Below are 20,854 nucleotides of genomic sequence, written 5' to 3'. Positions count from 1 at the left end.
ACTTTCGCTTCGCAGTCACGTGGTTCGCGCCCGAGTCTGCTCACTGGACAGGTTCGAAGCGATACCCATCCCAGTCCTGACTTGCCGGTTCCTTGATCCCGATGTCGGGATCGCGAAGTTCCTCGACGTAGACGGGTTCGACGATGTCGCCGGTCTCCACATCGTCGGTCGTGACCTGACCGATAGCGCGGACGAACGTGTCCTCGACGTCGAACTCGACGATCGCCAGCGTGTTCGGTTCGCGCACACCCGGTGGGGTCGCCGTGGAGTGGGTCCACGTGACGACCTCGCCGCGCCGTTCCGAGAGGTCGATGGTCTCGACCTGCTTCTCGCCACACTCGGGACAGAGCGTGTGGCCGGGGTACGTTACGTGACCGTTCGCACAGCGGTGGGCATCAAACGTCATTCTGCGGCCTCCATGATCGTGGTGATGACACAGTTGCCGAAGCCACCGACGTTACAGGCCAGTCCGACATCGGCCTCGACCTGTCGCGGGCCGGCGTCGCCGACGAGCTGTTCGTAGATTTCGACGCCCTGGGCGACACCGCTCGCACCCAGTGGATGGCCCTTCGATTTCAGGCCGCCGGAGGTGTTGATCGGCAGTTCGCCGTCCTTGGCGGTGTACCCCTCCATCGCGAGTTCCCAGGCGGTCCCCTGATCGGCAACGCCGATGCCCTCTAGCTGGAGGAATTCGAGGATGGTGAACATGTCGTGGAGTTCGGCCACGTCGAGGTCGTCGGGACCCAGCCCGGCCATCTCGTAGGCCTGCTGGCTGGACTCGACGACGCCGCCCATGATCGTCGGGTCGTCGCGCTCGTGGACGACGTGGGTGTCGGTCGCCCCGGCGATCCCGGAGACGACGGCGTAGTCGTCGGTGAGTTCGGCCGCGCGTTCCTCGGTCGTAAAGAGCATCGCCGCGCTGCCGTCCGTGATCGGACAGAAGTCGTACAGCCGTAGCGGGTCGGCGACGATGGGCGACTCCAGTGCTTTCTCCATCGTGATCTCTTTCTGGAACTGCGCGTGGGGGTTGTCTACGCCGTTCTTGTGGTTCTTGACGGCGACCTTCGCCAGTGACTCGCGGGGGGCGTCGAACCGTTCGAGGTAGTGACGGGCGGTCAGTCCCGCAAACGAGGGGAGTGTGACGCCGTGTTTGTACTCGTCGGGGTGCGTGATCGAGGCGATCACGTCGGTCGCCTCTGGCGTGGTCTTGTGGGTCATCTTCTCGCCGCCGACGAGCAGCGTCATGTCGCTCGCGCCGGAGGCGATCGACTGCCAGGCCTCGTAGATGCCCGCCCCGCCGGAGGACGATGTCTGGTCGACCCGCTCGCTGTAGGCTGGCATCAGACCGAGGTCGTGGGCCAGCGCGTTCATGATCCCGGTCTGGCCCTCGAACTCACCGCTCGCCATGTTCGAGACGTACAGGTGCTCTACCTCGTCGTTGTCGATGGGTGCGTCGGCCAGACACGCCTCGCCTGCCTCCGCGAGTAGTTCGCGGATCCAGGCGTCGCGCTGGCCGAACTTCGTCATCGACGCTTCGATTACGGCGACTCCCATGTCCCTGCACTCTCGCGGGGGTATTGTGTTCGTTGTGGTTCCAGTTGTCTTTGCCCTGACCTGTCACTGAATCAGTTGCTTTCGAGCGTGTGGTTTCTCGCTGTCCGGGAGCCCGGACAAAATATATCAGTGTCCCCCTGTCAGACAGACACATGCAGGAAGCCTGGATACAGCTTCAGTGTCCCGATTGTAACAGTGAGTGGGAAGCGAACGTGGGCGACCTGCCGGCACCGGGACGGCAGTTCCAGTGTGATCACTGCGATAGCTACAGTTCGATGTCCGAGTTCACCAAGACGGCGCGTGATCTGGAAGTCCTGCGGAACATGAACGGCGAGGCGTAGCCGGCGTTCGTATCGGTCGCGCGTCTATTTTCGAGTGTCTGACGAGTCAACGAGTGGTAACCCTTCGTGTCGATACAGGAACCCCACTATGCTTCCGACGGCGACACCGATCGACACCGGCAGCGAGTCGATCACACTCGCGACTGGTGCGTTCGACAGCACGAGGACGTGTCCCAGTGTCAAAAAACAGAGTGTCAGGACGAGGGTCGACAGCAAGCGAAAAAGAGCCCGTTGCACCGTGGGATCGAGCCGTGGGATGTCCATCTCAACGGTAGAACGACCGACCAGCGGCTTTCCACTCCTCGCCCTTCTCGACCTGTCCCGGTCGGCGACGTTTGCCAAAACGTGCGAGGCGTCCCTCCAGCACCCACTCGTTTGCGTACTCGGGCGAAGACTGACTGGCGGCGGCCGCGGCGGCCGCGCGCTGGCGGTCGGTCACGTGGGCACCGATGGCAGCGGCGATGGCCGCAGCCTCGGAGTTCGAGGCGTCGGCCGGGAGTGAGATGTCGAGGTCCTGCTCGCCGGCGGTGATCGAGACCGTCGCGTCGGTCTCGGACTCCTCGACGGTCTCTGTCGGCTCTTCTTCGTCGGTTGGTTCCAGTGAGGACATGGTTACAGTGGGATGTTGCCGTGGTCTTTCGGCGGCGACTCCTCGCGTTTGCGTTCGAGCAGGTCCAGATCGTCGATGAGTCGCGAGCGCGTGTCTTTCGGTTCGATCACGTCGTCGAGATAGCCACGCTTGGCCGGGCCGTAGGGATGGGCGAACTCCTCGCGGAACTCGTCCATCAGTTCCTCTCGGCGGGCGTCGGGGTCGTCGGCCTCTGCGATCTCGTTGCGATGGAGGATGTTGACCGCACCACGCGGGCCAAGCACCGCCATCTCGGAGCCGGGCCAGGCGTAGTTCACGTCCGAGCCGAGGAACTTCGAGGACATGACGATGTAGGCCCCGCCGTAGGCCTTCCTGACGACGACCGACAGCAGCGGCACGGTCGCCTCGGCGTAGGCGTAGATGAGCTTGGCACCGCGGCGGATGATCCCGTTGTGCTCCTGATCGGTGCCGGGCATGAAGCCGGGCACGTCCACGAACGACAGGATCGGGACGTTGAACGAGTCACACATGCGGATGAAGCGTGCGGCCTTTTCCGAGGCATCGATGTCCAGGGTCCCGGCGCTGACGCGGGGCTGATTGGCGACGATCCCCACGGAGCGGCCATCCATCCGGGCGAAGCCGACGACGACGTTGCGCGCCCAGTTCTCGTGGACCTCGAAGAACGACTGGTCGTCGACGATGCTGTCGATGACCTTCGTCATGTCGTAGGGCTTGCGCGGGGCGTCGGGGACGATGTCGGTGACCTCAGGTACCTCGCGGTCGGGGTCGTCCCACGGCTTGACGCGGGGCGGGTCCTCCATGTTGTTCTGGGGGAGATACGAGAGGAGTCGCCGGATATTCTCCAGCGCTTCCTCCTCGCTCTGGTAGGCGAAGTGTGCGACGCCGGACTTCGAGGAATGGGAGCCAGCGCCACCGAGTTCCTCCTTGGAGACCTGCTCACCGGTGACGGTCTCGATGACGTTCGGGCCGGTGATGAACATGTGGCTGGTGTCCTCGACCATGAACGTGAAGTCCGTCAGCGCGGGCGAGTACGTCGCACCGCCGGCACACGGACCCATGATCGCGGAGATCTGTGGGATCAGCCCCGACGCTTTCGTATTGCGCTGGAAGATCTTCGCGAACCCGACCAGCGAGTCGACGCCTTCCTGAATGCGCGCGCCGCCGGAGTCGTTCAGCCCGATCACGGGGACGCCGTTCTCGATGGCCTTGTCCATCACCTTACAGATCTTGTCGGCGACGACTTCGCCGACGGAGCCACCGAGGACGGTGAAGTCGTGGGCAAAGAGGAACACCTTGCGCCCGTCGACCTCGCCGTAACCGGTGACGACGGCGTCGCCGGCGAACTTCTTTTCCTCCATGCCGAAGTTCGTCGAGCGGTGTTCGACGAAGGGGTCGACCTCGTTGAACGTACCCTCGTCGACGAGGAAGTCGATGCGCTCGCGAGCGGTCATCTTGCCCTTGTCGTGCTGGGACTGGATGCGGTCCTCGCCCCCACCGAGTTCGGCCTGGCGTTTGCGTTCGCGCAGTTCCTCGATCGGATCTGTGATCTCCTCGCTGGCCGTTCCGTCGTCCTGATTCTGGTCCTGCTTGCTCATCCTTACCACTCCATGCCGCCGTTGACGCCGAGGATCTGACCGGTCATGTAACTGGACTCCTCGCTGGCGACGAACCGGACGATCCCGGAGATGTCGTCGACCGTCGCGAATCTGTCGAGGGGAATCTCGCGCAGGATCTTCTCCTGGACTCGCTCGGGGACCTCGTCTAGCATGTCCGTCGCGACGAAGCCCGGTGCGACGCAGTTGGCCGTCGAGCCGGTGCTGGCGAGTTCGAGCGCGAGCGTGCGCGTAAAGCCGAACAGACCGGACTTCGTCGTCGCGTAGTTTGCCTGCCCGTAGTTGCCCTGCTGGCCGACGACCGAGGAGATGTTGATCAGGCGGCCCGCCTCTGCGGCCTTGAGATCGTCGAAAAAGGCGTTCGTACAGTTGAACACGCCACCGAGGTTCACGTCGATGACGGTCTGCCAGTCCTCGCGGGTCATGTTCTCGAACTTCTTGTCGACGGTGATGCCGGCGTTGTTGACCAGTACGTCGACTGGGCCGAACGTGTCTCTGACACGTGCTGCCATCGACTCGACATCGTCCTGCACCGAGATGTCGGCTTGCGCTGGCATCGCGGTGCCGCCGGCGTCCTCGATGGTATCGACGACATCGCGGGCTTCGCCCTCCGAAGAGCGGTAGTTCACGACGACCTCCGCACCGTGGTCGCCGAGGTCCTCCGCGATGCCGCGACCGATACCGCGTGACGCCCCTGTAACGACGCAGGTCTGGCCCTCCAGATTCATAGCTGCAATCGACCGCCTCCCGAAGTTCGTCCATTCATGGTAGTGAAACACGCCGCCGGAAGGCAAATAATAGTTCGCCTTACACAGTCGACAGTTCGCGGCCGGATTTTCAACCATTGTTTAGAACGCACGATTCGGCCGTCGTTTCAACCGTCGTGGGCATATTTCGACAACGACAGTTACTTTAGGGTTGCCTAAAGAGACTGTGGCAAGGATGGGAGACATCTGCGTTATCGTTCCGACGATCAGGGAATACGAGTGTATCGAGAGTTACGTCGCCAACGCACGCGAACACGGCTTCGACACGGACCGCCTCGAATTCGTCCTCGTCACGGAGGACTTCTGTGACAGCGAGGCCATGCAGCAAATGCTCGACGACCTTGCGGTCGAGGGGGAAGTCTTCGACGGGAGCAGGCGCACCGAGTGGTTCGAATCACGCGGGCTGTCCGAGTACAGCCATCTGATCCCCGAAGCGAGTCACGCCCAGACCTCCTTTGGCCTGCTGTACATGTGGGACGGCGACTACGAGTACGGCGTCTTCATCGACGACGATACGCTGCCCCACGACGACGTGGACTTCTTCGGCACCCACATGGAGAACCTCCACTACGACGGTGTCGTCGAGGAAGTCAGCTCAGACGAGCAGTGGGTCAACGTCCTCTACCAGTCCGACCACGACCTCTACCCACGTGGCTACCCCTACGCGGCGATGGACGAACAGGTCGAGACCGAGACGACCGAGGTCGGGAACGTCGTCGCTTCACAGGGCCTCTGGACGAACGTGCCGGACCTCGACGCCGTGCGGATCCTGATGGACGGTGACCTGCAGGGGCAGGCCCAGACCCGGACGACGGCAGACGACTACGGTGACGACTTCGTCGCCGCCCCCGGCCAGTATCTCACCGTCTGCTCGATGAACCTCGCCTTCCGCCGGGAGGTGATCCCGGCGTTCTACCAGCTGCCGATGGACGACAACGAGTGGGACGTGGGCCGGTTCGACGACATCTGGAGCGGCCTGTTCCTCAAGCGCGCCGCAGACGTACTCGGCGGGGAGATCTACAACGGTGATCCGCTCTGTGAGCACAACAAGGCCCCACGCTCGACGTTCTCGGACCTCACGAACGAGGTCCACGGGCTGGAACTGAACGAACACGTCTGGGAGATCGTCGACAGCGTGGGGCTGGAGGTCCCACGGAACGATCAGACGGCAGAGCCGTCTGACCCGGTCGGCGACGACGCCGACACCTACGCCGGAGTCTTCCGTGAGATGGCCGAGGCGTTCGCCGAAGGCGACTACGAGGACTGGGAGAACGGCCCCTTCCTCAACTACTGTGGCGAGTACATGCTCGACTGGCTCGACTGCCTCGACGCGATCGATTCGACGGACAGAGAGCAGGTGCCGGCCGCCGCGGACGACTGAAAACACAATCCATTTAGGCATTCCTAAAAAACCACCAGCTATCAATGACCGACACACACGACACGACCGACGACACCGGATCGACGTCGTCTCGCCGACGCTTCCTCGCACTCGGCGGGACCGCGACCGTGAGCGCACTCGCTGGCTGTTCGAGCGTCTCGTCGCTGCTTGGCGGTGACAGTACCAGCGAGGAGGGATCGAGCACCGGCAACGCGACGAGCCAGACCGCCGAAATTCCGTCCCTGACCGAATTCCGCGGGTCCGGGTCCCTCGTCGAGGGCCGACCCGCACCGGGCGGCACCTCGATCGAAGAGCTACCTGATCTCTCCGGCTCGCTGAACCTCTATATCGGCGGCGGCGAAGGTGGCATCTACTTCCAGTTCGTCGAGATGCTCCAGAAGATCTATCCGGAGTTCGACGTGTTCGCCAGCAGCGCAGCGTCTTCGTCACTGGCTCAGACGGTCGTCGAAGAGGTCGACGCCGGTTCGCCACAGGCCGACGTGTTCTGGTCGATCGACGCGAGTTCGCTCGGCTACGTCGCGGACAACGACGCCTACGAGTCACTGCCGGACGACGTCGTCGAGCCGGTCCCCTCGGGCTTCCGTGGCAGCGACAACGCCTGGACAGGTGTCGCCGGCCGCGCACGCGCAATCCCATACAACACGAACGAACTCAGCGAGAGCGACGTGCCAAACAAGGTCGAGGAGTTCCCGAACACCAGCGCGCTGCAGGGGACGATGGGCTGGGCCCCGACCTACGGCGCGTTCAAGTCCTTCGTCACCGCGATGCGCCTGCAGAAGGGGCGCAAGGCGACAAAGCAGTGGCTCGTCTCGATGCGGGAAGCCGGGACCGAGAAGTTCCCCAACGAGTACGTCGTCTCCCAGCAGGTCGCCGACGGCGCGCTCAACGCCGGGTTCGCCAACCACTACTACGCGCTGCGCGTGAAAAACCAGCGTCCCGACGCCCCGCTCGACCTCGCCTTTACGCAGGGTGACGCGGGTGCGCTCGTCAACGTCGCAGGTGCCCTGCGCATCAAGGGCACCCAGAAAGGCGACCTCGTCGACACCTTTATCAAGCACCTGCTGTCGGCCGAAGCTCAGGAGTTCTTCACCACCGTCAGCTTCGCCTACCCGATGATCTCCGGCGTGACGCCCGCCGGGGGACTGCCGACCATCGACGAACTGAGCCCGCCGGACATCGACCTCTCGGAGCTGTCGGACCTCGAACCCACGCTCGAACTGATGCGTGAGGCGAACGTCCTCGGATGAGCATCCGCGAGCGTGTGGCACGGATCGGTGCCGGAGCGAGCGGTGAGGACGGCACAGCCGGCGGTGTCGGACTGACGCTGCTCGCGGCAGCGATCGCTGCGGCGCTCGTACTCCCGCTTGGCTGGCTCGTCACCGACGTGTTGAACCTCGGCGGACGAGCGATCGATCTCACGGTCGACCCACAGACACTCGAAGTGCTCGTCCGGAGCGTCGCGCTCGTCGGCGTCGTCACGACTGGGAGCGTCCTCGTCGGCGTGCCACTGGCCGTCCTCACCGTACAAGGGGACATCCCCTTCGGTCGATTCTGGACGGTGATCGCCGCCCTGCCCCTCGCGATTCCAAGCTACCTCGGGGCCTTTGCTGCCGTCTCTGTCTTTGGCCCGCGAGGAACCCTCGCCGACGGGCTTGCACCGCTCGGTATCGAACAGGTGCCGACGATCTACGGATTCGGCGGCGCGGCACTGATCCTCACGCTGTACACCTACCCCTACGTGTTCCTGACCACGCGCGCGTCGCTGTTGTCCCTCGATGCCTCGCTCGTCGAGGCCGCCCGCTCGCTCAACTGTAGCCGCTGGGAGGCGTTCCGCCGGATCACGCTGCCCCAGATCACGCCCGGGATCGCCGCAGGTGCGCTGCTGGTCGCCCTCTATACGCTGTCGGACTTCGGGACGCCAAACATCATGCGCGTCGAGGTGTTCACGCAGTTCATCTACGCCCGATACAACGGCTTTATGCGTGACTACGCGGCGCTGCTTTCGGTCCAGTTGTTCGCCGTGACCGCGGTCATCCTCGCGCTCGAATCCCGGATCGGGGCCGACCGCTCCGGTGCCTACGAATCGAGCGGGAACCGTGGCGGGGCGGATCTGGACCTCGGGCCGTGGCGGTTCCCGGCCATGGTGCTTCCGGCGGCGGTGGGACTGGTCGCGATCCTGTTGCCGATCGGCATCTTCGGGATGTGGTTCCTGCGGACCGGGCCGGGATATGCCAGCGGATCGATGGCGTTCTCGTGGGCCTACGGCTGGAACTCCGTCTACGTCGCCTTGCTCGCCGCGGGCGGGTCGATTCTGGTCGCGCTCCCGATCGCGCTCCGGTCCGCCGTCTCGAACTCGCGGCTCGCAGCGCTGGCCGACCGGGCACCCTACGTCGGCTACGCGACGCCGGGTATCGTCCTCGCTATCGCGCTGGTCAGCTTCAGCCTCGACGTGTTCCCCGCAGTGTACAAGACGATCCCACTGCTGGTGTTTGCCTACGTCGTCCGGTTCATGCCACAGGCGATCGGCTCGATTCGGACCTCGGCGCTGCAGGTCGATCAGAGCCTCGTCGAGGCCGCCCGGACACTCGGTCGGTCGCCGATGAGTGCGTTCCGTGAGGTGACGCTGCCACTCGTCCTGCCGGGAATCGCGACCGGTGGGGCGCTCGTGTTCCTCACGACGATGAAAGAGCTGCCCGCGACCCTGCTGTTGCGCCCGCTCCGATTCGACACGCTGGTGACCTACATCTGGCGCGTCGAGGAGGCCGGCCTGTACGGTGCGGCCGCCGTGCCGGCACTCGCACTCGTCGTGGTCTCCGGGCTCTCGATGGCCGTCATCCTGGCGCAGGACGGTGGTGGCGGTGCCGCCTGATCGCACATGAGCGTCGACAGCCGACGATTCCGACTCGGGACCGGCCTGCTCGCGGCTCTCGGCGCACTCGTCGTGGGACTGATCGCGACGAACGTCTTTCCGTACCACTCGCTGAACCACGACGAAGGCGTGTACCTCCAGCAGGCCGCGATGTTGCTGGAGGGAAAGCTGTTCTTGCGGCCCCCGGTCGAGGACGTGTTTCACCCGTGGTTCTTCGTCGAGGACGGCGAGAAGCTATACCCGAAGTACTCGCCGGTGCCGGCAGCGCTGTTCGCCATCGGCAAGCTACTCGGTGGCTTTCGCGTCGCGCTCGTCGCTATCGCCGCGGCAAACGTCGCGCTCGTCGCGGGCGTCGTCCGCGAGGTGTTCGACCGTCCAACGGGACTCGTGGCCGGCGGGTTCGTGCTGGTCTCGCCGCTCTTTCTGATCGACTCGTCGGTCTTTCTCCCGTACGCGCCCACGACGATGCTGAACCTCACGTTCGCGTACGCCTACCTCAGGGCCGACCGGACCGACGACCGCCGCTTCGCGACACTGGCCGGCGGCGCGGTCGGGCTGGCCTTCTTTTCGCGGCCCTACACCGCAGTGCTGTTCGCGACACCGTTCGTCGTCCACGCACTCTGGACCCTCGCAGCCGACTGGCGAAGAGCGCTTGCGCGACAGGCGCGGACGGCCACAGTCGGGGCCGCCGGCGTCGGAGTCACCTTGCTGTACAACGCCGTCGTGACCGGCTCGCCGCTCGTGTTCCCCTACGAGGCCTTCGCCCCGGAAGACGGGCTTGGTTTCGGGCACCGCCAGATTCTCGGCCACGAGGCAGTCTACTCGCCCGAAGTCGCGATCCAGTCGAACCGGCTGGTTCTGGAACTGTTCTTCACCGAGTGGGTCGCCGGTGGGATCCTCGGGACCGGTCTCGCCGCAGTCGGTCTGGTCCTCGCCGCCCGCTCGCGGTTCAGCCCCCGTGAAGCGATCCTCGCCGGCCTATTCCTCACGGTCGCGGCCGGGAACGTCTACTTCTGGGGCAATTTCAACATCCTCGGCGAACTCGACCGTGCGGGTGACGGACTCGTCTCGGCGTTCGGTCCGTACTACCACTTCGACTTGCTCGTCCCGACCGCGGCGTTCGCGGCGATGGGGGTCGTTGGGATCGGTCGAACACTCTGGCGAGGGTTCGACGAGCGACTCGACGCACGGATGGCCGGCATCGCCGTCACCGCCCTCCTGCTGGTGAGCGTCGGCGCGTTCGGGTCGGTCACCTCCGACGCGATCGACCACCGTATCGAAGAGAACATGGACGTGACGGCGACCTACGAGACGGCGTACGAACCCTTCGCCGACGGGCCGCCGGCGAACTCGCTCGTCCTCCTGCCAGACCCCTACGGCGACTGGCTCAATCACCCGTTCCAGCCGCTTCGCAACGACCCCGGATTCGATGGGCGGGCGATATACGCCATCGACGACGCCCCATTCGAGACCGCGGCGGCGTTCCCCGACCGGCAGGTGTATCGCTACGTCTATCGGGGTGCGTGGGCGCCCTACGCCGATTCGCCCGACGGCGCGCACCTCCAGCGTGTACAGGACGTGTCCGGCGAGCGCATCAGGCTGGCGACGACCGTCGGCATCCCCGACGGGGCGTCCAGTGTCACGGCCCGGGTCGGGACCGACGACGGGAGCGCCTACTACGTGGTTCCCGACGCCGCCGAGACCGTCACACTCGATCTGACGATCACCGACGGCGAGGTGTCGGTCGTCAGTGACCTGCGGCCGGTCGACGAAGGCCGGCTCACGGTCGACGGCCGAGAAACCGTTCAGCTCACAGTGTTCGTCGATTACGGTGCAGGCGGGGGCTTTACCTACCGGTTCGACCTCCCCGTCGAGTCCGGGGAAGACGGACAGACCAGAGCACTCACCCCGCGCGTCGAGCGGTGCGTGAACGCCCGCGCCTGCGGTGGCTCTGCCGCATACATCCCCGAATCGGCACCGCCGGGCGTCTTCGTCGAAACGAATGTGACGGCCGATGAACGGAATCCATAAGTTTAGGATCCCCTAACGAACCTGCAATGGAACTGAATCGGCGGGACGTGATCGCCGCGCTCGGGGCGGCCGGCGTCGCCGTCGGCGGGGGTGGTGCGATAGTGCTCTCCGGTGACCGATCGGCAGACTCCACGGACACCCCCGAATCCGATGACGCCAGCGAGGACCGCCGCTCGTTGACGGAACACGAACGGGCGACACTCGTGGCGGCCGCCGAGGCGCTGTACCCCAGTGAACTCTCCGGGATCGACGGGTTCGTCACCGACTACGTCGACGGGCGTGGGGCGGCCCGACCCGAGCACGCGGCCGGGATGGCCGACGCCGTCGCGTATCTCGACGACTACGCCCGTGCGTGGTTCGACGACGACTTCGCCACCCTCGATCCAGCCACTCGACGGGAGGCGCTCCACCGGATGAACGCCGACACAGTAGAAGCCGACCCCGACGGGGGAGACACCGCACGCGTCCGGTACTACGTGGTCGACGAGTTACTGTTCGCGCTGTATGCCTCGCCGACCGGTGGCGAACTCGTCGGGATCGAGAACCCACAGGGCCACCCCGGCGGCATCGAAAGCTACAGGCGGGGGCCGGAGGCGTGACCGGGCGTCGCCGCTGGGACCACGGGCGATTTCGATCCGATCAGGAGGAAGACTAACCGATGGCAAACAGAACGAGCACGACACGAACCTCAGATTTCGACACGATCGACGCAGCGGTCTCGGACCCGGAGAAGACCGTGCTGGATATCGACGGCATCACCAAGGACTACGGACAGGAAATCGCCGTCGACGACCTCTCGCTGTCGGTCAAGGACGGTGAACTACTCACGATGCTCGGCCCATCCGGGTGTGGAAAGACGACCACGCTCCGCCTGCTCGCCGGGCTGGAACGCCCGACCGAGGGTGAGATCACCATCGCCGGCGAGACCGTGACGGGCGACGACGAGACGCCGTTTCGACAGCCAGACCAGCGCGACGTTGGGATCGTCTTTCAGGACTACGCGCTGTTCCCGCACCTCTCGGTCGCCGAGAACATCGCCTTCGGCCTGACTGATCAGGACGCGACGGCGACTCAGGAGCGTGTCGACGAGCTACTGGCACTGGTCGATCTGGAGGATCACCACGACAAGATGCCGGGTCAGCTCTCGGGCGGTCAGCAACAGCGGGTCGCGCTGGCTCGCTCGCTCGCGCCCGAACCCGACGTGCTCCTGCTCGACGAACCGTTCTCGAACCTCGACGTGCGCCTGCGCGTCGAGATGCGCGAGGAGGTCCGCAAAATCCTCAAACGCGCCGGTGTAACGGCGATCTCGGTCACCCACGATCAGGAGGAGGCGCTGTCGATCTCCGATCGGGTGGCGATCATGCAGGACGGGCGGATCGAGCAAGTCGGCGACCCCGCCGAGGTGTTCGAAAACCCCGAATCACGCTTCGTCGCGAGCTTTCTCGGGCAGGCGAGTTTCCTCTCGGCTCGCGTCGCGGACGACCAGATCGAGACGGGCATCGGAACGTTCGCGACGGATCGGCTCAACGGTCCTGTCGAGGCCTACAACGGTGCGACCGTCGACGTGCTCGTCCGGCCGGACGACTTGCGTGCTGTCCCCGCCGCGGAATCGACAGCCGACGGCTACGTCACACAGCGCCAGTACAACGGTCCGTCGTTCGTCTACCGGGTAAAACTCCACAGCAACGACGTGGTCCATTGCCTGCACAACCACAGCGAATCGTTCGAGCCGGGCGAACCGGTCGAGATCGACCTGACCGCGGATCACCCGCTGGCCTGGTATCCGACTGATAGGGATCATCGTAGTAATCCATAGATTTCCTCTCGGGAGAATCGAAGCCCTCGGCTGGTCGAGGTGGCGTGTTCTCTCCGACCGGCTACGATGATCCCTCTAAATAAGCGGGGCTACCGGACGCGTTCTTCCAGACAGACTTTGACGATCGATTTCGCGATCGCTGCACCGCCGCTGAGTGGATCGAGTTTCGTCTCGCCTGCTCGTTCGGCGTAGGCGATCGGTTCCTCGCGTACGTCGTACTCGCGCATGAGCGGGCGGATGAGCAGTTCCGCCGAGAGACCGGTGTTCTCGGTCCACTCGATCTTCTGGATCACTTCGCGGCGGTACGCTCGCATGCCGGTCGTCGTGTCGTGGACTCGCTGGCCCATGAGGACGCTGGCGAGCGCGGCAAAGGCGTGGTTGCCAAAGCGGTTGAAGGCGGGCATCGCATCGGCCCCGTAGTACAACCGATCCCCGCTGACCACGTCCGCGCCGTCGTTGATCTGATCGAGGAAGTCGCCCAGTCGATCCATCGGGTAGGTGTCGTCACAGTCGGTCGTGACGATCACCGGTCGGTCGGCGGCCAGTACGGCGGCCCGAACTGCGACGCCGTAGCCCTGTGGCTGCTGTTCGATGACGCGAGCACCCTTTTCGCGTGCGATCTCGGGCGTTCGGTCGCTGGAGCCGTCGACGCAGATCACGTTCGCTCGGCCGTCGGTCTCTGCCTCGATGTCGTCGAGAACGGTCCCGATGGCTGCCGCCTCGTTGTAGGTACCCATCACGACCGTCAGGTCGTCGAACGTGTACTCGTCGTCAGTCTTCTCCGCCCCGGTATCGGCCGTCGTGTCCCCGCCGGCCCCATCGTCAGCAGCGAACTGTTGGCTCATTAGATAGCCCTCTCGGCCCGAGTAACTTGAGTTTTAGGTTTCCCAAAAACGCTGGTGCGTGGTAACACGCGACCTCGGCTACAGTTCGGGTGGCGCACCGCGGCCGACGTTGATCGTGAACGCCTCGATGTCTTCGTAGGCGGCAACACGGTCTCCGACAGCGACCTGTCCCTGCTCGGTCTCGATGGTCAGGGTCGCGACCTCGCGATTGCGGCCGAACTCGGCTTCGACGATCTGTCCTTCGACGACGCGAGAATCACCCGTCGCAACGTCTCGACCTTCGATCGCAGCGTAGAACTCTCCGTCGAGGGCCTGCAGATCGGAAATACAGCGTCTGATCGTCCCGTAGCGCCGGGGAAAGGAGAGGTCCTCGCCGTTGCCGACGATGGTCTCGGCGGTCGTCCAGAGCACCGTGTTGAGGAACCCGGAGACCAGAAAGCCGAGTTCCGAGCGATTGAATATGACGCCGTAGCGGTCGTTGTTTCCGCGCACGCTCTCGCGGGTGGCGTACATCGAGTAGCTTCCGTCGGCGACAGCGACGACCGGCGTCGTGATCCCGCGCCGGCCCTTGACCGTGGTCGCGAGACTCCGGTAGTCGAACTGACCAGCCTGTGGGGCTTCCGACGCCGGCGAGACGACCATTTCGATGGCGACGCCCTCGTCGTGGACCGCTCGCAGCGTGTCCTCGAACCGGTCGAGCAAGCGCGGGGTCAGCGACAGCATCAGTTCGTACTCGGCGGCCGTGATGATGTCTTCGAGGTATCGGAGGATCGTCGGACGCGACTTGACGAGTGAGACTGCCTCCGGTTTGCGCGTCGGTGCGGTGTAGCGCCGCGAGAGATCGTCGACCAGATCGTCGAGCGAGGTCTGGACGTCCTCGAACGCCTCGCGCGGATCGATCGCCAGCACCGTCATCGGCCGACTGTCTTTCAGTTCGACGAGTCCCACGTCGCTCAGGCTTCGGACCGTGTCGTACACCCGGGGCTGGGGAATGTCGGTGTGTTCTGACAACTCCGACGCCGAGAGTTCGCCGTGTTGTAGCACCGCGAGATACGCCGTCACCTCGTATTCGCCGAGGTCGAAGACGGTGATGACCTGCTCCAGTGCATCCCGGAGGTCGTCGCGGGGCATGGGCGACCGTTGACGGACGGAGTAACTAAGTCTTCCGGGCGAGCATTCGCGAACGGCGACTCCACCGCAAGCGAACTGCTAGACCCGAACACCTCGAAAGCCCTCGCCCTTTCGAAATGGTCGGCGTCCTGAAAAAGAGAGCGCAGAAGGCAGTGACCGAGTCCGCTAGATCGCTTCGAACTCGACGATGGCCTTGATCTGGTCGTCGCCGTCGTCGAAGGCGGGGGCCACGTCGTCGGGGCTGGTGACGGTCGTGACGAGGTGATCGAGCAGGTCCTCGGGCATCGCCTCGACGACCTCGATGGCCTCTTCGAAGTGGCGCAGGCCGGCGTTGACAGAGCCGATCAGGCACTTGTTGTGGAGGACGATGTCGTTGTGCAGCGACCCACCGTCGATCTCGAAGTCCCACGAACTCGGGATGCCAAGCAGCGCGCCGACGCCGTTCTGGTCGAGTGCGGTGATCGTCTCGAACGCGTGGGGCGCGTAGCCGGTCGCCTCGTAGATGAAGTCCATCGCCTCGTACTCGTCGGGAATCTCGTCGACGGGCGTCTCTCGGGAGTCGATGTAGGTCGCGCCGACTTTATCGATGAAGTCGATGGTGGGGTCGGGGCGGTCACGACGACCGAGACAGTAGGCGCGGTCGAACTCCTGGGCACACTGCCAGAGCGTGAGCAGTCCCAGCGGGCCGTTCCCGAGGACGGCGGCGGACTCCTCGTCCCACTTGAACGCAGAGCGGGAAGCGCGGGCGTGTTCGAGCGCCTTCTCCGTGTTCGAGAGTGGCTCGACGAAGATGCCGTAGGGGGCGATCTCTTCGTCGATCGGGATGAGGTAGTCGGCGGGACTGGTGAAGTACTCGGACATGTAGCCGTGCTCGCCGACGATCCCGCGCTCGAAGTACTCGCCGTCGGGGGCCATATCCGGCTCGTTCCGGCGGAAGTACTTGTTCGTCTCACCGTTGGGCTTGCGTCGTACCGTCGGGACGACGTGCTGGCCTTCTTCGAGTCCGGTGCCGTTTGGGTCCTCGACGACGCCGACGGCCTCGTGGCCCATGACCATGTGGTCCTCGCCGTCGGGGAAGCCACCGTGAGAGCCGCTGAGGACTTCGTGGTCGGTGCCGTCGACACCAACGCGGAGCGTGCGCACGAGCGCCTCGCCGTGTTTCGGTTCCGGTCGTGGCTTGTCGATCAGTGCTGGCTCGTCGCTACCGCGACGAATGGCGACTGCTTTCATGAAGGTTCTATCGGAGAATGAGAGTACCGCGGATTAAATCTTCCTCTCTCTGCATATAAGCCGCCGGTAACGGGCCGCTTATTCGATGGAAACGGCCTGTCCGGTCTCGCCGGAACGGTAGATCGCGTCCATCACGCGCTGGACGGTTAGCCCCTGCTCGACGGTGTTCATCGACGGTGCGTCACCGCTCGCGGCGTGTTCGAGGAAGTACTTCTGTTCCAGTCCGTGGGCCTCGGCCTCTGCGGTCTCGACCTCGGTGTCGCGGTGATGTGACGCCCCGGCCGGCGAGGTGTCGAGTACCGTCAGCGAGTCGTCGCCGATGTCGAGATGGGCACCGCCCTCGTCACCGCGGACGACGATCTCGCGGCTCGGGAAGCGGTTCGTCGCCCATGCGACTTCCAGCGAGAGGGTCTTGCCGTCGGCACAGCGGACGAACGCCGTCGCGGAGTCTTCGACGTCGAAGCCGCCTGCCCCCTCGTCGTAGCCCCACATGTTGAGGTAGGTGTAGTCGTCGTCGGGACCGAACTGTGCGCGCGTCTGAGCGGAGACTTCCTCGACTTCCGGGAAGCCCATCAGGTACAGCGCCACGTCGATGGCGTGGGTACCGATGTCGATCACTGCGCCGCCGCCCGAGACCTCCTTTCGCGTGAACCAGCTTCCACGTCCCGGGACGCCGCGCCGGCGAATGTAGTTCGCCTCGACGTGGGACACCTCGCCCAGTTCCCCGTCGGTACGGTACTGATCGAGGACCTGTACGGGGCTTCGGAATCGGTTGTGGAAGCCGATCATACAGAAGCCGTCGGCGTCGGCCGCCACGTCCGCGATCCGTTCGGCACTCTCCAGTGAGTGTGCCAGTGGCTTCTCGACGAGCACGTCCAGTCCGGCTTCGAGCGCGCCGGTGACGTACTCCTCGTGGAAGCGATTCGGTGTCGAGACGACGACGGCATCGACGTGTTCGTACATCGCCTCGGCGTCTTCGAACACGTCGGCGTCGTACTTCTGGGCGAACGTCTGCCGTGCTCCGTCGTCGACGTCCGAGCCAGCGGCGATGTGACCGCCGATTTCGAGAATTTCGTCTGCGTGCAGATGCGCGATGTTTCCGAGTCCGACGAAACCGAGCCGGACGCTAGAAAAGTCTGTCATAAGTGTGTGAAGCTCTGATTGTGTCGGTTAAAAACGTGCTGGATTTGTTTAGTACAGCTGTTGTTCTCGTTCTTCTCGTTCCTGTTCGCGATCCCGTTCCTCCTTCATCCGTCGCCGACCCCGCCGGTACTGGAAGATGCCGGGGATGATCTTGTTCTTCAGGTCGAACCCGAACGACACGATGCCGTAGACCCAGAAGAAAAACAGGACGAGCATCCCACCCCAGTAGACGAACGCAGCAGTGTCGGCCAGCATGGTCAGTCGTCGCTCTCCGCTGGGGTTCCGCCCGATTCGTCACCGGCCGTATTCTCCGTGAGATCGTGGGAAAGGGCCTCGCCGGTCGTGCTGTGGAACAGGTGGATCTTGCGCCTGTCGAGGACGACGTCGACCGTCTCGTCTTCTTGCATCTCCGAGTCGGGTTCGATGCTCATGAGCAACTGATCGTCCGTCGCGGCCTCCTGAGACATGGAGGTCTCGCCGTCGCCCAGCAGGAGGTAAGCGAAGATTTCGTCTCCCATCGGTTCCAGCACGTCGGATCGTGCCGTAATCCGGGCCGAGGGGGACGGCAAGTCCTCGGCTGCGTCGGCCGGATACACGTCTTCCGGGCGGACACCGAGTGTCACGTCGTCGCCCGGCCCGACACCCTCGACGGTCGCGGGATCGAACTCGACCGAGAAGTTCGGCGTCTCGATCGCATCAGTGCCGACACTCCCGTTGACGAAGTTCATCGACGGCGAGCCGATGAATCCGGCGACAAAGAGGTTCGCAGGCTCGTTGTAACAGACCAGCGGCGGATCGATCTGCTGGAGTTCCCCGCTGTCGATGACGGCGATCCGGTCGGACATCGTCATCGCCTCGGCCTGATCGTGGGTGACGTAGATGATCGTCGTGTCCAGTTCCTTGTGGAGGCGCTGGAGTTCCGTCCGCATGTGGACGCGAAGCTTGGCGTCCAAGTTCGCCAGTGGCTCGTCCATGAGGAACACGTCTGGCTGACGAACGATGGCGCGTGCGATGGCGACGCGCTGGCGCTGGCCGCCTGACATCTCGTCGGGCATCCGTTCGAGCATGCCCTCTAGCTGGACGATATCGGCCGCGCGGGAGACGCGCCGGTCGATCTCGTCTTTCGGGTAGTCACGCAGTCGCAGCCCGAAGCTGATGTTGTCGTAGACGTCCATGTGCGGGAACAGCGCGATGTTCTGGAACACCATCGCGATCCCCCGGTCTTTGGGCGGAAGATTCGTGACCTCGCGGTCACCGATGTGTACTTCGCCTTCGGTCGGGATGGTGAGACCGGCGATGGTCTCCATCGTCGTCGACTTCCCACATCCCGACGGACCGACGAGGCAGATGAACTCTCCGTCTTTGATGTCGAGATTCATGTCGTCGACAGCCGTGACATCTTCGTAGCGTTTCGTGACGTGTTCGAGTTTGACGTTTGCCATTGTGTTACTCCTTGAGTGCTCCTGCGGTGAGTCCGCTGACGATGCGTTCCTGTGCGACGATCACCAGAATCACGACCGGCAACACCGCGATGATGCTCGCGGCAGCCATCAGATTGTACTGCGTCGTGTACTGCGTCTGGAAGCTCAGGATGCCGCCGACGATCGGTGACCAGTTCTCTGCCGACGGTGACGTTGCCATGATCGAACTGAAGAAGTACTCGTTGTACACGGCGATGAACGTCAGGACGGCAGCGGTCGCGACGCCGGGTGCCGACAGGGGGATGATGACCCGGAACAGCGCGCCCAGCCGCGTCGTCCCTTCGACCCGCGCGGCGTCCTCCAGTCCGTCGGGGATCTGGCCGTAGAACGTCGTCAGGATGAAAATCGAGAGCGGCATGAAGAGTGCGCTGAAGGGCATCACCATCGATCCGGGCGAGTTCAGCAGCCGCGGCGGCGTAAACAGCGGAATATCCGTGAACGGGATCAGGATCGCTGCACGACCAGTGAACGCCTCGAAGAGCGGCACGACGAACGCCGCCGGCGGGAAGTAGCTGATCGCGAGGATAGCGAGCATGAGCACGGCCCGACCGGGGAAGTCGAGACGACCGAACACGTATCCCGCGAGGCTCGCGATGATGAGCACGATAACCGTCGTACTGACCGCCAGCGCGAAGCTATTCAGCATGTAGAGGTGGAACGGAAGCTGATTGAACACCTCGATGAACGCCTGGGGATTGAACCCCTGTGGCACCGGCAGCGGGAACGTCGCCGAGATGCCAAAGAGGTCGATCGACGGCAGGTAGCTCCCGGAGAGCAGTCGCCCCTCCGGCGTGATCGCTAGCACGAGCAGCCAGTAGAAGGGGAACAGCGTGGTGACCATGAAAAACACCATCGCCGCGTAGAACAGTGCCCGGTACACCCGTTCGGGGTTCTCGATGGCGCTCTGTGTCCACCGCTGGAGCGGTCCACTGGCGTCGTCCGATTGGGATGTTTCAGTCGCCATCTCAGATCGCGTCCTCCCCTTGCCAGTAGATGATGCCCATCACGACAGCGCCGATGATCGCCGCCGTCGTGAAGGCGATAGCCGCCGAGGTTCCCTGTCTGCGCAGGAACGTCGCGACGACCATACAGGAGAGCGACGGCACGGTTTCACAGCCCGACACGAAGTCGATGATCCCGTAGACCCGCATCGCCTGCACGCTGCGGAACAGGACCGCGATACCGATCGTCGGTAAGATCAGTGGGAACGTGATGTAGCGGAACTGCTGGAACTTCGAGGCACCAGCCACCTTCGCCACGTCGTAGAGACCGCGGTCGATGCTCTGTAAGCCTGCAAGGATCAACAGCGCCATGAACGCCGACGTCTTCCAGATGTCGGCGACGATGACGATAAACAGCGAACTCGCCGAGTCGTTCAGCGTGTTCGTCGGAGCGAGGATGCCCAGATTGGCGAGTGGCTCCGTGAGGAAGCCGATATTGGAGTTGAACATCAGGAAGAACATCATCCCCTGAATGACGATCGGCACCGCCCACGGGATGATGATCGCTGCCCGAATCCACCGGCGGCCGTAGAAGTCCTGATCGAGGATCAGCGCCTGACCCAGACCGATGAGCGTCTCGAAGAAGACGCTCACGACCGCGAAGATGAGGGTCACGACCAGCGCGCTCTGGATCATCGCCCCGAAGGTCAGGCTATCGGGTAAAAACGTGGTCGAGCCGGGCAAAATCGGGTCTTTCGCGCCAGTGATTAGCCCGATGTAGTTGTCCAGGGCGACGAACGTCCCCTGTCCCTGTCCGAGTCGAGTCTCGAACAGGGATAGCTCGAACGTCCGCAACAGGGGGTACAGTGCGATGGCACCGAGCAACACGAACACAGGGACCAACAGCAAGTAGGCGTACTGCGTATCGCTCAGGTTCTCCATCCAGCGCATCACCCGAACGGTGACGCCCGACCGCCGAGACTCGCGTTCGCCAGCACCGGCGGTGTCAGTGCTCACGGAGTGACCCCCCGTCGTCTGGTATCAAATGTCATGGTTTGTTGTTATAAATGGCTACTGTAT

The 20,854-nt window shown here is 64.0% G+C and carries 20 protein-coding genes; 7 read left to right on the top strand and 13 right to left on the bottom strand.

The genetic code is table 11. The features are described 5' to 3' along the window. Window positions 1-40: 40 nt before the first annotated feature. Window positions 41-406, bottom strand: a complete 366-nt coding sequence (locus tag AC5FRW_RS12570) for a Zn-ribbon domain-containing OB-fold protein (protein WP_493568807.1) — start codon at window positions 404-406, stop codon at window positions 41-43. After that, window positions 403-1,554: a thiolase family protein gene (locus AC5FRW_RS12565; protein ID WP_493568806.1), complete on the bottom strand. Its 1,152-nt coding sequence runs from the start codon at window positions 1,552-1,554 to the stop codon at window positions 403-405. The genes AC5FRW_RS12570 and AC5FRW_RS12565 overlap by 4 nt, the downstream gene beginning before the upstream one ends. A gap of 152 nt (window positions 1,555-1,706) precedes the next feature. On the opposite strand from AC5FRW_RS12565, the gene AC5FRW_RS12560 reads away from it, so the two are divergent. Next, on the top strand, window positions 1,707-1,895 hold the full coding sequence (locus tag AC5FRW_RS12560) for a DUF7836 family putative zinc-binding protein (protein WP_493568805.1): 189 nt from the start codon (window positions 1,707-1,709) through the stop codon (window positions 1,893-1,895). A 265-nt stretch (window positions 1,896-2,160) separates the two neighbouring features. On the opposite strand, the gene AC5FRW_RS12555 is transcribed toward AC5FRW_RS12560, so the two are convergent. From AC5FRW_RS12555 to AC5FRW_RS12545, 3 genes are read right to left on the bottom strand one after another with little or no spacing between them, the layout of a single operon-like run. Continuing rightward, window positions 2,161-2,505, bottom strand: coding sequence for a DUF8022 family protein (locus tag AC5FRW_RS12555; RefSeq protein ID WP_493568804.1), 345 nt, complete (start codon window positions 2,503-2,505; stop codon window positions 2,161-2,163). A gap of 2 nt (window positions 2,506-2,507) precedes the next feature. Continuing rightward, window positions 2,508-4,100 carry an acyl-CoA carboxylase subunit beta gene (locus AC5FRW_RS12550; protein WP_493568803.1) on the bottom strand — a complete coding sequence of 531 codons (1,593 nt, stop codon included), beginning with the start codon at window positions 4,098-4,100 and terminating at the stop codon, window positions 2,508-2,510. A gap of 2 nt (window positions 4,101-4,102) precedes the next feature. Continuing rightward, window positions 4,103-4,846, bottom strand: a complete 744-nt coding sequence (locus AC5FRW_RS12545) for a beta-ketoacyl-ACP reductase (protein WP_493568802.1) — start codon at window positions 4,844-4,846, stop codon at window positions 4,103-4,105. 214 nt (window positions 4,847-5,060) lie between these two features. Between AC5FRW_RS12545 and AC5FRW_RS12540 the strand changes: the two genes are divergently transcribed. Genes AC5FRW_RS12540 through AC5FRW_RS12515 form a run of 6 tightly spaced genes read left to right on the top strand, consistent with a single transcriptional unit; the run spans window position 5,061 to window position 13,003 of the window. After that, window positions 5,061-6,266: an alpha-1 4-glucan-protein synthase gene (locus AC5FRW_RS12540; RefSeq protein ID WP_493568801.1), complete on the top strand. Its 1,206-nt coding sequence runs from the start codon at window positions 5,061-5,063 to the stop codon at window positions 6,264-6,266. Window positions 6,267-6,310: 44 nt separating this feature from the next. Continuing rightward, entirely contained in the window at window positions 6,311-7,534 is a 1,224-nt protein-coding gene (locus AC5FRW_RS12535) for an extracellular solute-binding protein (protein WP_493568800.1), read from the top strand. Beyond that, window positions 7,531-9,156: an ABC transporter permease gene (locus AC5FRW_RS12530; RefSeq protein ID WP_493568799.1), complete on the top strand. Its 1,626-nt coding sequence runs from the start codon at window positions 7,531-7,533 to the stop codon at window positions 9,154-9,156. Before AC5FRW_RS12535 ends, AC5FRW_RS12530 begins: the two co-directional genes overlap by 4 nt. Window positions 9,157-9,162: 6 nt before the next feature. Further along, complete coding sequence (locus AC5FRW_RS12525) at window positions 9,163-11,187, top strand: ArnT family glycosyltransferase (RefSeq protein WP_493568798.1); 2,025 nt, start codon at window positions 9,163-9,165, stop codon at window positions 11,185-11,187. Window positions 11,188-11,213: 26 nt separating this feature from the next. Next, window positions 11,214-11,786 carry a gluconate 2-dehydrogenase subunit 3 family protein gene (locus AC5FRW_RS12520; RefSeq protein ID WP_493568797.1) on the top strand — a complete coding sequence of 191 codons (573 nt, stop codon included), beginning with the start codon at window positions 11,214-11,216 and terminating at the stop codon, window positions 11,784-11,786. Between the two features lie 59 nt (window positions 11,787-11,845). Next, window positions 11,846-13,003: an ABC transporter ATP-binding protein gene (locus tag AC5FRW_RS12515; protein ID WP_493568796.1), complete on the top strand. Its 1,158-nt coding sequence runs from the start codon at window positions 11,846-11,848 to the stop codon at window positions 13,001-13,003. A gap of 89 nt (window positions 13,004-13,092) precedes the next feature. On the opposite strand, the gene AC5FRW_RS12510 is transcribed toward AC5FRW_RS12515, so the two are convergent. From AC5FRW_RS12510 to AC5FRW_RS12475, 8 genes are all read right to left on the bottom strand, one after another. Continuing rightward, complete coding sequence (locus AC5FRW_RS12510) at window positions 13,093-13,848, bottom strand: dolichyl-phosphate hexose transferase (RefSeq protein WP_493568795.1); 756 nt, start codon at window positions 13,846-13,848, stop codon at window positions 13,093-13,095. A gap of 78 nt (window positions 13,849-13,926) precedes the next feature. Then, window positions 13,927-14,979, bottom strand: a complete 1,053-nt coding sequence (trmB, locus tag AC5FRW_RS12505) for an HTH-type sugar sensing transcriptional regulator TrmB (protein WP_493568794.1) — start codon at window positions 14,977-14,979, stop codon at window positions 13,927-13,929. Window positions 14,980-15,144: 165 nt separating this feature from the next. After that, window positions 15,145-16,209 carry a glucose 1-dehydrogenase gene (locus AC5FRW_RS12500; RefSeq protein WP_493568793.1) on the bottom strand — a complete coding sequence of 355 codons (1,065 nt, stop codon included), beginning with the start codon at window positions 16,207-16,209 and terminating at the stop codon, window positions 15,145-15,147. A gap of 78 nt (window positions 16,210-16,287) precedes the next feature. Beyond that, window positions 16,288-17,352: a Gfo/Idh/MocA family protein gene (locus tag AC5FRW_RS12495; RefSeq protein WP_493568792.1), complete on the bottom strand. Its 1,065-nt coding sequence runs from the start codon at window positions 17,350-17,352 to the stop codon at window positions 16,288-16,290. A gap of 48 nt (window positions 17,353-17,400) precedes the next feature. Further along, window positions 17,401-17,607 carry a DUF8005 family protein gene (locus tag AC5FRW_RS12490; protein WP_493568791.1) on the bottom strand — a complete coding sequence of 69 codons (207 nt, stop codon included), beginning with the start codon at window positions 17,605-17,607 and terminating at the stop codon, window positions 17,401-17,403. Between the two features lie 2 nt (window positions 17,608-17,609). Beyond that, a complete protein-coding gene (locus AC5FRW_RS12485) occupies window positions 17,610-18,794 on the bottom strand; it encodes an ABC transporter ATP-binding protein (RefSeq protein ID WP_493568790.1) in 1,185 nt (394 codons plus the stop codon). A 4-nt stretch (window positions 18,795-18,798) separates the two neighbouring features. After that, the gene (locus AC5FRW_RS12480) at window positions 18,799-19,797 is read right to left on the bottom strand and encodes a carbohydrate ABC transporter permease (RefSeq protein WP_493568789.1); all 999 of its coding nucleotides are present in this window, start codon (window positions 19,795-19,797) and stop codon (window positions 18,799-18,801) included. A gap of 1 nt (window position 19,798) precedes the next feature. Continuing rightward, the gene (locus AC5FRW_RS12475) at window positions 19,799-20,791 is read right to left on the bottom strand and encodes a carbohydrate ABC transporter permease (RefSeq protein WP_493568788.1); all 993 of its coding nucleotides are present in this window, start codon (window positions 20,789-20,791) and stop codon (window positions 19,799-19,801) included. Between the last annotated feature and the right edge of the window lie 63 nt (window positions 20,792-20,854).

It is taken from the genome of Halomicrobium sp. HArcht3-1, from assembly GCF_058933345.1.
Note: the sequence above shows the minus strand (reverse complement) of the source record. Positions and strands in the feature narration are given on the sequence as shown.

What these genes read in the sequence shown, in the direction of transcription:
- AC5FRW_RS12530 (WP_493568799.1), top strand. Translation starts at nt 7,531, where the DNA reads ATGAGCATCCGCGAGCGTGTGGCACGGATCGGTGCCGGAGCGAGCGGT.
- AC5FRW_RS12545 (WP_493568802.1), bottom strand. Translation starts at nt 4,846, where the DNA reads ATGAATCTGGAGGGCCAGACCTGCGTCGTTACAGGGGCGTCACGCGGT.
- AC5FRW_RS12515 (WP_493568796.1), top strand. Translation starts at nt 11,846, where the DNA reads ATGGCAAACAGAACGAGCACGACACGAACCTCAGATTTCGACACGATC.
- AC5FRW_RS12485 (WP_493568790.1), bottom strand. Translation starts at nt 18,794, where the DNA reads ATGGCAAACGTCAAACTCGAACACGTCACGAAACGCTACGAAGATGTC.
- AC5FRW_RS12570 (WP_493568807.1), bottom strand. Translation starts at nt 406, where the DNA reads ATGACGTTTGATGCCCACCGCTGTGCGAACGGTCACGTAACGTACCCC.
- AC5FRW_RS12560 (WP_493568805.1), top strand. Translation starts at nt 1,707, where the DNA reads ATGCAGGAAGCCTGGATACAGCTTCAGTGTCCCGATTGTAACAGTGAG.
- AC5FRW_RS12550 (WP_493568803.1), bottom strand. Translation starts at nt 4,100, where the DNA reads ATGAGCAAGCAGGACCAGAATCAGGACGACGGAACGGCCAGCGAGGAG.
- AC5FRW_RS12510 (WP_493568795.1), bottom strand. Translation starts at nt 13,848, where the DNA reads ATGAGCCAACAGTTCGCTGCTGACGATGGGGCCGGCGGGGACACGACG.
- AC5FRW_RS12500 (WP_493568793.1), bottom strand. Translation starts at nt 16,209, where the DNA reads ATGAAAGCAGTCGCCATTCGTCGCGGTAGCGACGAGCCAGCACTGATC.
- trmB (WP_493568794.1), bottom strand. Translation starts at nt 14,979, where the DNA reads ATGCCCCGCGACGACCTCCGGGATGCACTGGAGCAGGTCATCACCGTC.
- AC5FRW_RS12480 (WP_493568789.1), bottom strand. Translation starts at nt 19,797, where the DNA reads ATGGCGACTGAAACATCCCAATCGGACGACGCCAGTGGACCGCTCCAG.
- AC5FRW_RS12490 (WP_493568791.1), bottom strand. Translation starts at nt 17,607, where the DNA reads ATGCTGGCCGACACTGCTGCGTTCGTCTACTGGGGTGGGATGCTCGTC.
- AC5FRW_RS12520 (WP_493568797.1), top strand. Translation starts at nt 11,214, where the DNA reads ATGGAACTGAATCGGCGGGACGTGATCGCCGCGCTCGGGGCGGCCGGC.
- AC5FRW_RS12495 (WP_493568792.1), bottom strand. Translation starts at nt 17,352, where the DNA reads ATGACAGACTTTTCTAGCGTCCGGCTCGGTTTCGTCGGACTCGGAAAC.
- AC5FRW_RS12565 (WP_493568806.1), bottom strand. Translation starts at nt 1,554, where the DNA reads ATGGGAGTCGCCGTAATCGAAGCGTCGATGACGAAGTTCGGCCAGCGC.
- AC5FRW_RS12540 (WP_493568801.1), top strand. Translation starts at nt 5,061, where the DNA reads ATGGGAGACATCTGCGTTATCGTTCCGACGATCAGGGAATACGAGTGT.
- AC5FRW_RS12525 (WP_493568798.1), top strand. Translation starts at nt 9,163, where the DNA reads ATGAGCGTCGACAGCCGACGATTCCGACTCGGGACCGGCCTGCTCGCG.
- AC5FRW_RS12535 (WP_493568800.1), top strand. Translation starts at nt 6,311, where the DNA reads ATGACCGACACACACGACACGACCGACGACACCGGATCGACGTCGTCT.
- AC5FRW_RS12555 (WP_493568804.1), bottom strand. Translation starts at nt 2,505, where the DNA reads ATGTCCTCACTGGAACCAACCGACGAAGAAGAGCCGACAGAGACCGTC.